Origin of the sequence: Mycobacterium sp. 852013-50091_SCH5140682 (assembly GCF_001665685.1) — a bacterium.
GTDB lineage: Bacteria > Actinomycetota > Actinomycetes > Mycobacteriales > Mycobacteriaceae > Mycobacterium.
Window position 1 is genome coordinate 1 of record NZ_LZTB01000120.1, and the last position, 12721, is coordinate 12721.

At 64.3% G+C, this 12721-nt stretch carries 9 protein-coding genes; 2 read left to right on the top strand and 7 right to left on the bottom strand.

Annotated elements, in window-relative coordinates; translation table 11 throughout:
• From A5784_RS31320 to mycP, 3 genes are all read right to left on the bottom strand, one after another.
• Window positions 1–1259: PPE domain-containing protein (locus A5784_RS31320; RefSeq protein WP_353651929.1), on the bottom strand; the 1259-nt coding region annotated here is incomplete at its 3' end.
• 43 nt (window positions 1260–1302) lie between these two features.
• Complete coding sequence (gene eccE / locus A5784_RS31325; protein ID WP_064948761.1) at window positions 1303–2697, bottom strand: type VII secretion protein EccE; 1395 nt, start codon at window positions 2695–2697, stop codon at window positions 1303–1305.
• A complete protein-coding gene (gene mycP / locus A5784_RS31330) occupies window positions 2694–4025 on the bottom strand; it encodes a type VII secretion-associated serine protease mycosin (protein WP_502687555.1) in 1332 nt (443 codons plus the stop codon). Before mycP ends, eccE begins: the two co-directional genes overlap by 4 nt.
• A gap of 303 nt (window positions 4026–4328) precedes the next feature.
• On the opposite strand from mycP, the gene A5784_RS31335 reads away from it, so the two are divergent.
• Together A5784_RS31335 and A5784_RS38620 are read left to right on the top strand one after the other, a co-directional pair.
• A complete protein-coding gene (locus tag A5784_RS31335; protein WP_064948763.1) occupies window positions 4329–5264 on the top strand; it encodes an ESX-1 secretion-associated protein in 936 nt (311 codons plus the stop codon).
• A gap of 82 nt (window positions 5265–5346) precedes the next feature.
• Window positions 5347–7722, top strand: coding sequence for a TPR repeat domain-containing protein (locus A5784_RS38620; RefSeq protein ID WP_156750887.1), 2376 nt, complete (start codon window positions 5347–5349; stop codon window positions 7720–7722).
• An 888-nt stretch (window positions 7723–8610) separates the two neighbouring features.
• On the opposite strand, the gene A5784_RS31345 is transcribed toward A5784_RS38620, so the two are convergent.
• The 4 genes from A5784_RS31345 to A5784_RS31360 are packed head-to-tail and all read right to left on the bottom strand — an operon-like array spanning window position 8611 to window position 12637.
• Window positions 8611–8868 carry an HPr family phosphocarrier protein gene (locus A5784_RS31345; protein ID WP_029368877.1) on the bottom strand — a complete coding sequence of 86 codons (258 nt, stop codon included), beginning with the start codon at window positions 8866–8868 and terminating at the stop codon, window positions 8611–8613.
• Window positions 8869–8880: 12 nt separating this feature from the next.
• Window positions 8881–10908 (bottom strand): PTS fructose transporter subunit IIABC, encoded by a 2028-nt coding sequence (locus A5784_RS31350; protein ID WP_064948765.1) that lies wholly within the window; start codon window positions 10906–10908, stop codon window positions 8881–8883.
• Window positions 10905–11873: a 1-phosphofructokinase family hexose kinase gene (locus A5784_RS31355; protein ID WP_064948766.1), complete on the bottom strand. Its 969-nt coding sequence runs from the start codon at window positions 11871–11873 to the stop codon at window positions 10905–10907. Before A5784_RS31355 ends, A5784_RS31350 begins: the two co-directional genes overlap by 4 nt.
• Complete coding sequence (locus A5784_RS31360) at window positions 11870–12637, bottom strand: DeoR/GlpR family DNA-binding transcription regulator (protein ID WP_064948767.1); 768 nt, start codon at window positions 12635–12637, stop codon at window positions 11870–11872. Before A5784_RS31360 ends, A5784_RS31355 begins: the two co-directional genes overlap by 4 nt.
• Window positions 12638–12721: the final 84 nt, after the last annotated feature.

The following is a 12721-nucleotide window of genomic DNA, read 5'->3' on the forward strand; positions in this document are numbered from 1 at the left end:
TCAGCGTAGTCTCGTGGGCTCGGAGATGTGTATAAGAGACCGCCTCCGCTGAGGCTGGCCGGCTTCAGCGTGGGTTCGTTGAGCTTCGGCAGATCGGGCTTGCCACCGAGCCCGGCCGGCATGCCGCCAGAAGGCGCGCCCGCAGCTGACGGGGAACCGCCTGCACCCGACGGGGAGCCACCCGACGGCGAAGCGCTGGCGGGCGAACCGGATTGCGGCTTTGTGGCGGCCTTCTGTTCAGCGCTGGCCGGTGAAATGGTCGGCGCCGTAGCCGAGTTCTCGGACTGCGGCCCGGCTTCACCCGGCTGGGGCCCACCCCCGTTGCGGGATAGACCGTTGTCTGGAGCCGTAATGGGATTGCTGGGGCCACCGACGTTGATCGCTCCGTCGGGAGGCGGCTCGAGCGTGATGGCCTTCATCATGGAGGCGTTCTTGTATGTGTTGCGAATCTCGTCGGACTCGGCTTGAAGCTTTGTCATCTCGTCGGCGATGAATTGTGCTGTCAAGCCGTTGAATTCATCGACGCCGTTGACAATCATCCACTTGAGGACCGCGTCGCCGATCATGTACCACTGATAAACGGGTGTGTGTGCCGCTTTCGCGGTTTTCTGCGCATCGGCGATCCGCTCTGCCTCGTCTGCGAGTTCCAGCCACGCGCCCGCGAGTTTGGTAAACCACACCGACATAGCGTCGAACTTTTGGGACGCAGCCTCAGCAGCACTGCCCTCCCACGGCACACCGTAAGTGTTGAACTGCGAGCTCATGGTCGTCAGCTGTGCACTGGCGATACGCCACTGGGAAGCGGCCGTGCGGAGCGAAGATCCGTCGTCGCCGTCCTGCAGACGCTCCTCGGTATCCTTGATCTGAGCGTAGCCTGCAGCCTCGAGCGCCGTCGGAGCATCGATCGCTCGAGGCGCAGGCAAAGCGTCGGTATGCGGCTGCTCGACGGCTACCGCCGGCAGCTGACCGCCGCTGCCGGCCCGGATCGCTTCGGCGACTTCGCTATCCACCCTCTCGTAGGCGTCAGCCGCCGACGTCAGGGCTTGAGTCAGCCGAGTCTTCTGGTTGTCACCGACGACCTGGTAACCCATGATGCCGTCTGCGCCGCGAGAAAAGTTCTGAGCCACCGTGTTGGCAAAATCCAACCCGCAGGGCCGCTGCACCGATGACTGACCCATACTCGTTGGAACTCTCAGGCCTTCGAGGCTCGTCGCTCGCGCCCGAATCTGGTCGGTCATTGCATTTACTTGCTCACCCATGGTCCCCCCGAACCAACTGGAGGCTCGCCTCCGAAGGATGTTGTCATTGTTCCAACGCCATCTGGTAGCGGCTCTCTTCACGCGGATTGATCAGCTGGATGGGCAGCTGTCGATGTCGCGGTGTGTCAATAAAGTTGGGCCGCAAGATGACTCGTCCAACGCCCTGATGCGGGCCGAGGTACGTCGTGGCGTGTGGCCAGGCCACCCGGGGCACGCGCCCGACGCGGCCGTTGATCAGCGACGCGAACTCGCGGAACTGCGGGCTCAGCGTGATCACGGCGCCGGCAGCCGCCGAGCGGATGAGGAACTGGGTGAACAACCGGGCGTCGCCGAGGTTGATGCTGACGTCCACGTCGTCGAACGGCATGTACACCGGGTAACGGTCTGCGGTCTCGCCGATCAGCACACCGGCGGATCCGATCGGGAGCTCGTAGTGCTTGTCGTTCACCGGGCTGATGCCCTGCAGTGCCGCTCGCTGCCCACCGAAGAGGCACGAAAAACCGCGCGGGGTAGTGGGATTGGCCAATGTGGTGAGCAACACGGTGCTGATCGGCGCCATGCCGGGGATGACCCGCACCCGCGTGGTGGTGTGATCGGCCCGCGCCGACCACCACACGTCGGGGCCGCCCGGTGCGCTGTAGGCAGCGGTAAAAGTGCTGCGGCCCTTGATAACCGACCAGGACTCCTTCTCGAAGCTGATCTCCGTGGCCTTGTCGTAGTCGTCGAAGCTGCGGCAGCATTGGGCGTCGATCCCATGGCTGGCCAGCTGATCGGCGATCCGCGTCGTCGACGCCACCAGATACCGGGCCAGGCCCGACACCCCGGAGTCGCGGCGCTGCGCAGAGCGTTGCGTCGTATCGGGATTCGCGCGCAGCACCACCCACGTCCGGCGGTTCGCCGGCGCGGGGTAGGGGCCGACGACCTGCTCGTAGAGCGCCACCAGGCTGGCCGGTGCGGTGCGGCCCACCCGATGTCCCGACGAGACGATGTCGGCCTCCAGGTCGGGGCAATGCGCGAGCAGCAGGTCTTCGACGAGCTTGCTGCTGATGATGTCGTCGGTGACAGCCTTGGAGTTGACGATCACCGTCGGGGTGAACGGCCTTGGCACCAGCTCGATTACGGAGATCAGGTAGTCACCCTGCCAGCGCACCGCGACGTGATCGCCGGGCATCACGGTCGAGCCCACGGCAGGCTCAGAAGCCGGGTCGGGGGTGGTGCGATGCCGCCGACGCCACGAGAACACGGCGGCGATCCAGCCGGTCAGCCGGCGTCCGCGGATCGTCAGTACCGAGAACAATGCGACGAGTACGCCCAGCGTGATGCCCAGCCACAGCAGGTGGAAGTGCATGCAGATGGCCACGCATGCAGGAATAAGGGCGGCGGCCCAGATCGCGTGGCCGGTGCTGAACCGAAAGCCGAACTGGCGCAGGAGGTTCATCGGCGTCGCCTCAACGCGCGCCGGGCCATGGCGGCGACGCCGAGGACGAAGGCCAACCCCAGACCGATGGCTACAACGATGGTGATCGGGCCACGGTCTGGCGGCGGGATGTACACGGGCGGTGGTACTTCCTTGACGCGCATGGGGGCCTTGGCGGGACCGCTCGGGACCTCCCAGGTGAGCGCGGCGACCGGATCGATCACGCCGGCTCCGACGTAGTTGTCCATACCGCCTCCGGGATGCCGTGCGGTGGCGGTGATTCGGTTGATGATCTGTGCGGCAGTGAGATCCGGGAAGCGCTGCTTGAGCAGTGCGGCCAAGCCGGACACGTAGGCAACCGAGAACGACGTTCCGAACAGGGGTTTGGGACCGTCCTGGTCGGCGACGGCGTTGACCGGTTGGCCGTCATACCCGAGCGCGGTGAGGTTCTCACCGGGTGCCGCAGCACCCACCCACGGTCCGGACATCGAGAAGCCGCTCGGCTGACCGTTCTCGGCGATGCTGCCGACGGTCAGCACCATCGGGTCGTACCAAGCGGGGCTCACGATGGTCTGAACTCCCCGCCAGCCGCGAGGGTCTGAGGGGATCGACGGATCCGGCGGGAGGTTCTGGGTGCAGTCGCCGCCGGTGTTGCCTGCGGCAACCAGGATCACCACGTTTTTGACGTTGACTGCGTAGTTGATCGCGGCGCCCAAGGTGGACTCGTCGATGCGCCGGGTCACCTTGTAGCAGGCCGCCTCGCTGATGTTGATGACCTGTGCGCCGATGTTGGCGGCATGCACGATGGAGCGGGCCAGGCTGCGGATGGAACCGGCGGTGGGGGTGTCGTTCGGATTGTTCGGATCCCGTTGTGCGCCCTTGGGTTGGAACATTCCCGATGTCTGGCGCAGCGACAGGATTCGGGCGTCTGGGGCGACGCCGACGAACCCGTCGGTCGGCGATGGGCGACCCGCGATGATCGACGCTGTCAGTGTCCCGTGAGCGTCGCAGTCGGACATGCCGTTGCCGCCCGCGTCGACAAAATCACCACCGGGTTCGGCAGGCACGCGCGGCGACCCGTTGACGCCGGTGTCGATGACGGCCACAGTTACCCCGGCGCCCGTTGCGAACTTCTGCGCCTCGGCGATCCGGAGGTAGTTGTTTGCCCACGGCTTGTCGGCGAAGTTCGAGTTGGGCATGACCGTGGGGCCCTTGCACTCGTAGCGCTGCTCGGTGGGCTCGTCGGGACCCAATTGGTCCGGCGGAACTGCTGCGGCGTCGATCACCGGTGGGTCGATGGCCCACGCCGGCGGTGCGCTGAACATCGCCAGCAACACCGCAAGCATCATGACGGCTAAGCGCTGCACGCCCTACGCACCCCCCTCGACGGTAGATCCGCCTGCCGTGTGCTGATGCACATCCAGCAAACAAATCTTCGCCTGCCCCGAACCGCGTCTACCTACGACAAGCCGACTGGCCATTTGCACGCAGGCAATCATAAGGGTGTACCAGACGTGGGAATTACGCTTTCTTGCTGGGGTACATGGCCGATGACAGCAAGGCCGATTGTTGTCCCAGACTTTCCGTTCGAGGGGTGGCGGCAGCGGCCATAGACTTGTCGGTCAGCAAGTCCGTCAGAATCGGAGGGGCCGATGACGCAGTTCAGGGCTGATACGAGTGCCGTGACCGGGTGGGGGCAGCAGGTCAGCAGCCTCAGCGACGAGGTTGCCAGCTTTGTCAGTGGCGCTCCGGCGACCTCAGGTGTGCAGAACAGCCACGGCACCATCGGCTTTCCGATGCAGGATGTGCTCGACGCTGCGCAGTCGGCGCGAGGCAATGCCTTGGGCGCGACTCAGTCGGCGTCGGCCAAGATCGGTGACCTGCTGAAGCAAGCCGCTCAGGCCTATGAGCGTGGGGACTCGGAGGCCGCTGCGCGACTCAAGGCCCAAGCCGATCGCATGGAATCCGCTCAGACGGAGAACGGCCAAGGCACCGGGACGGTGACGACCAAGGGTGCCCAGGGCGGCCCGCAGCCGGCGGGCCAGATGATGAGCCAGTTCGGTCAGGTGGCCGGGCAGATGATGCAAGGTATGACGCAACCGGTTCTGGGCGCTATGCAGGGGCTTTCGCAGGTCCCGCAGCAGGCCATGCAGGGTGCGCAAGGCATCGTTCAGACCGCGATGCAGGGTGCCGGCGGTGGTGGGACGGCGGCCGCCGATGCGGCGGCGAAGGCCAGCGCAGCCGGAGCCGGGCCCGGTGGGGGAGCCCCAGCCGGCCAAAGGCCACCCGTCCAGAGCGGGATCATGAGTGAAGAGCGGATGCGCGAACTTCAGGGGCTTCCACCGTTCGGCGGTGACGTCATGGGTCACTCGGGTGGCGATGTCATGGGTAATGCGGGCGGAGACGTCATCGTCCACGGTGAATCTCACCCGCGGCTTCCACCGATCTACCGGGACTGGCCTGACACCGGTGACACCTTGGGAACCGGACCTTCACAGGCACCACCGGTCACCCGAAACTGGCCCGACGATGACATGCCCGACACACGCACGTGGGAGTCGCCGCCGTTTTTGCCCGACAAGTCGTAGGGCTGGGCGGGATTTCGTGCGCGTGACCCTAGCTTCAACCTGCGATACTGGGAGTTAGCTGTAGGGATTCCGGGAGGTCGTGGTGGGGCTGCTCGATGCGTTCAATGAGACGTGGTCGCAAGCGCGGGAAACGTTCGGGCAGGGCACTCCTGAGGACGGTTCGAAGTTCGACGGCAGTTCGCGTCTGCTGCAGATGAAATCCAGTGTTGAGGCCGCGGCGCCTGATTCCCGTTGGCAGGGCACGGCTTCGGATGCCTATGCCGCGGCGAACAAGGAACACGCGCAGGTCTACGGCAAGCTCGCCGATCTGGACAAGCGGATGGCCACCGAGGTCACCAATGCCGCCAATGTGGTGACTACGGGTCGGCAGAACCTCGACAACGTCAAGAGCTGGGTCACCAGCATGGCCGCATCGATTCCCGATACCGACGCCGATGAGCGTGACCGCAAGCTGCTGCCGATCGTCAACAAGGGTGTCAGCCAGCTCAGCGACATCATCCAGAAGTCCACCAACGACATGACCGATATCCGTGGTCGCGTCCAGGGCATCAAAGGCGAATACGAGTCTCTTACGAATCAGAAGTTTGCGCCGGGTGAGAAGGGTCCGGGGGAGAAGCCGGACGAGATGGGCAACAAGAAAGGCGACAAGCCCGACGAGAAGGACGTGCACACACGGGCTGAGCAAGACGTGCACAAGACGCTCGCCGGCGATCAACAAGCTGCTGCGCAAGTGGACAAGGTTCTGTCAGGGATCAAACCAGGTCAGAAACTCACGGAAGAGCAATCGGCTTACCTGAGCCAGATGCAGGCTCAGCAGAAGGGAATGAGCGTCGAGGCACTCAAAAAAGCAGAACAACGCCTAGGCGACCACAAGGGTGTCATCGCTAATTCGTGGCAGTTGATGAGTAACAAAGACGTACAATTTTCGGTCACTGAGCCAAAGGTCGGAGCGCTCGATGATCCTAAATATACGACAAGGGGCGGCGCCGATTTATTGCCGGACAGTGTCCGAGACGTCTTGCAACGCGCTGATCAGACCATCGTCACGGACGATCGCCCACTGACGAAAGCTCTAGCATTCGGATCGGAACTGGACAGCATTGCCGACATTGTGAAGGATGGAAATCCGGCATTCCAGACGGGAACTGAACTCGACAGGCAAATGATAGTCGCCGCCGACAAGGCGATGGATGTCATTGCGGATAATCCTCGGACAGGAGGTGCCGAAGCAATCCAGAGTCTGTTCGAAGCCGTTGATGATGATCACCGAATCATCAACGACCAGCTAATGGGTAGGAACGGGGTAAGTGCTGACGACTTTCTCCATGATGTCAATGCGATCGACTGGCCCGACAACGGGAAAGCTGCTGGCCACCTCTTCAGTTGGACTAACGAATCACACGACGCGCATCTCCCGGAAGAGCGAGCTCTGGCAGCGGAAACTGCTGACAAGTATGCGAGTTACATTGGTAGCCACAAGCCTGACTTGATGGGCGGCGCCGATCACCATACGCTCGGGCAGGTAAATCCTGAGCTGGTCAGAGGATATGCTCATGGTCTAAGCCCCTATATACCGGAAATTGCTGGCCTGTCGAGTGTCGGCGACGACGGCAAAGTATTCGCAAATTTTGAACCAGATAAGCAACTATTGGATCAGCCAGTTGCCAAAGGCGTGTTCTCGGTACTGAGTACCGATCCCGAAGCGTACAAAGAGTTCCATGGCGCTGCTAACGCACACGCACTCGCCGCGAGCTACTCATGGGCGGAAGATGTCAAGAATGGGGTGCACGTTTCGCAAAATGATCCGAGGCTAACGGACGCGCAGACGCTGAAGGGACTCTCGGCGGTCGGTACTCAACAGGCAGCGGAGGCTCTCGGCAAGAACGCACACGAAATGTGGCAGGAGCAGAAGAGTGCCTACGAGTTGGGGCAAAAGGCAGTGACTGGCGGCCTGGGCACGATTCCCGGGTATGGCGTAGTTGTCGGTCCTAGCTTCGATGTGTTTGCCACGGTGATGGAAGACTCGATCATCGGCAAAGAGCCAACGGGTGACCATTACACAATTCCTCCTGCGTCAAAAGCAGAATGTGCACGCTTTGCGCTTAACGCACTGAGTGCTAATGACGTACCGCTCGTGTATGACAACATCGATAAATTTGATCCGCAAAAGTACTTTGCCGACCCGCCCCAGGTGGCGGGCACACATGCGGGTGACACGGGGACTGGTGATAATCCATACGAACCGCGCCCCGGTTATCATCCCCAAATACAAGATCTTCCTGGGCTGAAAGCCAACGGAATAAGCGTGAACGATGCTGATTCGGTTCTTGCGAATGTGCTGAACGCTACTGTGCCGGGTAGTCCGACCGATCGTCAGGACGCTACGCAGTCGATGTATGACAAATATAACCAGGTCACGCAGAACCCTGATCCGAAGATCGCGGAGCCGCCGAAATGATCTTAACGCGTACAAGGGCGCTATTGCTCCTATGTGCTGTTGCGGCGCAACTCGTGAATAGCTGCGGTACATCCCATAAAACCGAGGCGCGTGGATGGCCAGGCGTAGCAAGTGCCGTCCGGGTGCAATGGAGTGCCGACCCGGGTGTAGGACTAACTGAGGGAGTTGCCGTTCCTGTGAGGGCGTACCTGGAATCGTATGACCTCGTCGAGTTCACTGGCAATTTTGGCAATGCATACCCAGGCTTCCTCGACGCGGTGCCGCCAAATGAACCAACAAGTGCTTCGGATAAAACCTCGGCATGGGATCGGCGACCAACCGATCGATATCCCACGGGTTGGAATCTCGTCGGGAATCTTCGATTCCATATCCAGTCTGTAGAGAGCACTAGCCGTGGTGCAACCGTGACGCTATGCGAATATCGATATGGACTTGGGCAGAGAAAGCCGGATGGGACCTATGTTCCTTACCTTTCCACCGGTTGGTCCTCAGACAGAGGTATTTTCGGCGTCCGTTTGGACCTGACTGATGTGCAGGAGAAGTCCGAAGCCGACCTCGCGCCACAGCGCGGTCCCGCACTGAGCCCAAATGCCAACGTATTTGGTGGTTGGCAGATAGTCGGTTACCTTACGACCTCCAGTGCTGGATCCACTGACTGGCCGACAAAAGGTCAAGTGGTTTCTGCATGTGTCAGCGGTGCGCCAGACTCACTCGAACGGCGCAAGGATCTGGCCTCTGGTCCATTCACCGCCGCCGATTTCGCGTCATCGCCCGCTGAACCTGGGTGGCCTGAGTAATCGCACGCCGGTCCCGCGAGGACAGCATCAAACCAAATGACAACTCGCACCGTTCGAGAACGAACGGTGCGAGTTGTTGCGCGACAACTACTTACGCGTCGAGGTCTTGCTCCACGAGGCCTGCGACGGTGGCGAGGGCGTCGGCGTCGTCGGATTCGACGGTGACGGATGCTCCGTTGCCTGCGCCGAGGGTCATGATCATGAGGGCGGATCCGGCGTCTACCGGCTCACCGCCGTCGACCGAAAGGGTTACGGGCACACCGGCGTTGACGACGGCCTCGGCGATGATGGCGGCAGGGCGGGCGTGCAGGCCGATGGCGGAGCCGACGATGACGGTCTTGCTGGGCATTGATTCTTCTCCTTAGGTGGTGGCCAGCGCCGGGGCGTCCGACGTGGTGACGGTGGGTTTGGCGAACTGCTTGGCCGTGACCACGGCCAGGGCGCTGACGACGGTGCCGGCAGCGAGTGCGACCACGAACCACGCCAGGTTGCCGATCGCGAAGAACACGAAGATGCCGCCGTGCGGGGCCTTGGAGCTGACGTCGAAGGCCATGATCAGGCCACCGGTGACCGCTCCGCCGAACATCATCGACGGGATGACCCGGAACGGGTCGGCCGCGGCGAACGGGATGGCGCCCTCGGAGATGAACGAGAGACCCAAGAGCCATGCGGCGCGGCCATTTTCACGCTCGGGCTCACTGAACAGCCCGGGCCGCACGGTAGTTGCCAGCGCCATGGCCAACGGCGGCACCATGCCGGCGGCCATCACGGCGGCCATGATCCGCAGTGAGGCGGGGTCGGCGACGTTGAGTCCGGCGGTGGCGAAGGCATAGGCGGCCTTGTTCACCGGTCCGCCGAGGTCGAAGCACATCATCAGACCAAGGATGACACCAAGCAGGATCACCGAGCTGCCGGACAGGCCGCCGAGCCAGTGAGTGAGGCCGGAAGTGATGGCGGCCAGCGGCCGGCCGAGCAGCATGAACATCAGCAGGCCGACGATCAGTGAGGCTCCGAGCGGAATCACCACGACCGGCATCAGCCCACGGAACCACTTCGGCACCTTGAAGGAACTGATCCACAGGGCGGCGAAGCCGGCGATCAAACCGCCCACGATGCCGCCGATGAACCCTCCGCCGACGAAGACCGCCACGGCTCCCGCGGTGAAACCGGGTGCGATACCGGGCCGGTCAGCGATGGCGAAGGAGATGTAGCCGGCCAGCGCGGGGACGAGGAAGCCGAAGGCCAGCCCGCCGAGGCTGAACAGCACCGCCCCGAGGTACTGGGTGAACCCGCCGCTGGGCAGGTTGGTCAGCGAGTTGGTGGTGGCGATGATGTGTGCCATCGAATCCGTTTGACCGGCAGGCTTGTTGGCGATCTCGTAGCCGCCGAACAGGAAGCCGAGGGCGATGAGCAGACCACCGGCCGCGACGAACGGGATCATGTAGCTCACGCCGGTGAGCAGGATCTGCCGCAGTCGGGTGCCCCAGCCCAGGCCGCCGCCGGCGGTGGACGGCGCGGCCGACGCGGCTGCGTCCCCGGCGACCCGTGGTGCGTTGGGATCGCTTGCCGCACTGACAGCTTCGGCGATCATCTTGCCGGGCTCGTTGATGGCGCGTTTCACGCCGGAGGCGATCACGGGTTTACCGGCGAAGCGCTGCCGGTCCTTGACCCCGACGTCGGTGGCGAAGATGACGGCGTCGGCTTCGGCGATGGTCGATGCCGACAGTGGGGTGCTGCCGGACGAGCCCTGGGTCTCGACGGTGAAGTTCACCCCGGCTTCCTGGGCGGCGAGCTTCAAGGCGTCGGCGGCCATGTAGGTGTGGGCGATGCCGGTGGGGCAGGCCGTGATGGCGACTATCGAGACACTCTTGGGCGTGGCCGCCGAAGGAGCAGCTGCGGCAGTCGGAGCAGGTGCAGCAGCGGGGACGGCCGGCGCCGGGTTGACGACACCGTCCACCAGTGCCACCACCTCGTCGGCGGTCGCGGCGCTGCGCAGCGATGCCACGAAGTCCTTGCGGACCAGCGCTCGGGCCAGACTGGACAGCAGTTTCATGTGTTCGGCGCCACCGGATTCCGGCGCGGCGATGAGAAACGCGAGATCGGCCGGGCCGTCGGGGGCGCCGAAGTCGATGCCGGGGGACAGCCGCGCGAAGCCGATGGTCGGCGCGTCGACATAGGGCGATCGGCAGTGCGGGATCGCGATGCCACCCGGCAGACCGGTGGCGGACTGGGCCTCGCGGGCCAGCGCCGCGCCGATCAGGCCGTCGGCATCGGAGCTGCGTCCCGCAGAGGCGAGCGCACCGGCGAGCCGGCCGATGACGGCTTCCTTGTCACCGTCGACGGCGACGTCGAGCAGGACGAGTTCTGGGGTGATGATCGGTTGAGTCATAGCGGCACCTTCATGGCGTGGATATGGACGGCATCGAGGTCGAGTTGGGCGGGGGCGGGCAGGGCAGATCCGGGCAGAGCGGCGGCGGCACTGCCGTAGCCGACGGCCATGCGCAGCCGTTGTGGCGGTTCGGCACCGCCGGCCGCGGCGCGCAGGTAGCCGGCCAGGGAGGCGTCGCCTGCCCCGACGGTGCTGCGCGGGGTGATGGGCGGTGGCGTGGCGTGCCAGGCTCCGTCCCGGTCGACGAGCACGGCACCTGCCGCGCCCAGAGTGGCCAGTACCGCGCCGACACCGCGGTCGATCAACTGGGTGGCGGCTGCCACGACCGGTGCCGGATCACCCTGTCCGGCAGCTTCTTCGAGTTCCGCAGCCGACGCGCCGACCAGGTCGGCCAGTTCTTCGGCGTTGGGCTTGATCAGGTCGGGGGCAGCGACCTCGAATGCCGCGGCGAGTGCCGCGAGCGGGGCTTCGGAGGTGTCCACGGCCACCTGGCAGTCCAGCGGCGCCAGTTGCGCCACGATGCGGGCGTACCAGTCGACGGGGGCTCCGGGAGGCAAGGATCCGGACAGCACGACCCATGACGCAGACAGGGCCCGGTGCACCACGCAGTCGGTGAGAGCGGCCAGGGACGCTTCGTCGAGCAGCGCCCCGCGCTCGTTGACTTTGGTTGTGGTGCCGTCTGTTTCGGTGATCGCGAGGTTGGTGCGGACGGGCTCGGCGATGGGTACCGCGGTGAACGGGACGCCGCGGGAGCGCAGCGCGCTCAGCAGCGGATCGGTATCGGCGGCGGGGAGCACTGCCAGCGCGTCGACACCGGCGAGGGTGAGGGCGCGAGCGACGTTGATGCCCTTGCCGCCGGGCTCGACTGTGACGGTGTCGATGCGTTGTACCGCGCCGCGGATGAGCGGGCCCGGCAGTGTGACAGTGCGATCCAGGCTGGGGTTGGGTGTGACGGTGACGATCATGCGATCACCACCTCGACGCCGTGCGATGTCAGCTCGCCGCGGTCGCCCGCCGGGACATCGCTGTCGGTGATCAGGGTGTCGACGCTGTCGATCGGGGCGAAGCTGATGAAGTCCTCGCGGCCCACCTTGGACGAGTCCGCAGTCACCACAACGTAATTGGCGGCCGCGACCATGGCGCGTTTGATGGCCGCCTCGTCGGAGTCGGGGGTCGAGAGGCCGTGCCGCACGGTGATGCCGTTGGTGCCCATGAATGCGACGTCGACCCTCAGCGTGCTCAACACGGCCAGGGCGTGCTCGCCGACAGCGGCCTGGGTGAGGCCGCGGACCCGTCCGCCGAGCAGCTGCAATGTGATGGTCGGGCTGCCGGCCAGCCGGGCCGCGATCGGCACCGAGTTGGTCACCACGGTGAACTCCCGGTCGGTCGGCAGCTGTGCGGCGATACGTGCCGTGGTGGTTCCGGCGTCCAGCAGTATGGTGGCGCCGCTGAGCGGCAGGAAGTCGAGGGCCGCGGTGGCGATCGCATCTTTTTGTTCGGCCCGGGTGGTGTCCCGTTCACCCACGCCCGATTCGACGAGGTGCAAGGTGCGGGCCGGGACGGCGCCGCCGTGGACGCGATGCAACAGTCCGGCCTTGTCGAGGACGGCCAGGTCCCGGCGGACGGTTTCAGTAGTGACGTCATAGGTCTGTGCCAGCTCTGCGACAGAGGCGCGTCCCCTGGTCATCACCAGCGCGGCGATGGCCTGCTGACGTTCTTCGGCGTACATGACCCTCCGTTTGTGTGGGTTCCGGCACCAACTGAATGTTGATATGTGTTGTTTTACGCCTGATCGTGTTGACTTGTCAACGGT

Coding starts and splice junctions, on each gene's coding strand:
- A5784_RS31355 (WP_064948766.1), bottom strand. CDS start 11,873: ATGATCGTCACCGTCACACCCAACCCCAGCCTGGATCGCACTGTCACA.
- A5784_RS31360 (WP_064948767.1), bottom strand. CDS start 12,637: ATGTACGCCGAAGAACGTCAGCAGGCCATCGCCGCGCTGGTGATGACC.
- mycP (WP_502687555.1), bottom strand. CDS start 4,025: ATGATGCTTGCGGTGTTGCTGGCGATGTTCAGCGCACCGCCGGCGTGG.
- A5784_RS31350 (WP_064948765.1), bottom strand. CDS start 10,908: ATGACTCAACCGATCATCACCCCAGAACTCGTCCTGCTCGACGTCGCC.
- A5784_RS31335 (WP_064948763.1), top strand. CDS start 4,329: ATGACGCAGTTCAGGGCTGATACGAGTGCCGTGACCGGGTGGGGGCAG.
- A5784_RS31345 (WP_029368877.1), bottom strand. CDS start 8,868: ATGCCCAGCAAGACCGTCATCGTCGGCTCCGCCATCGGCCTGCACGCC.
- eccE (WP_064948761.1), bottom strand. CDS start 2,697: ATGAACCTCCTGCGCCAGTTCGGCTTTCGGTTCAGCACCGGCCACGCG.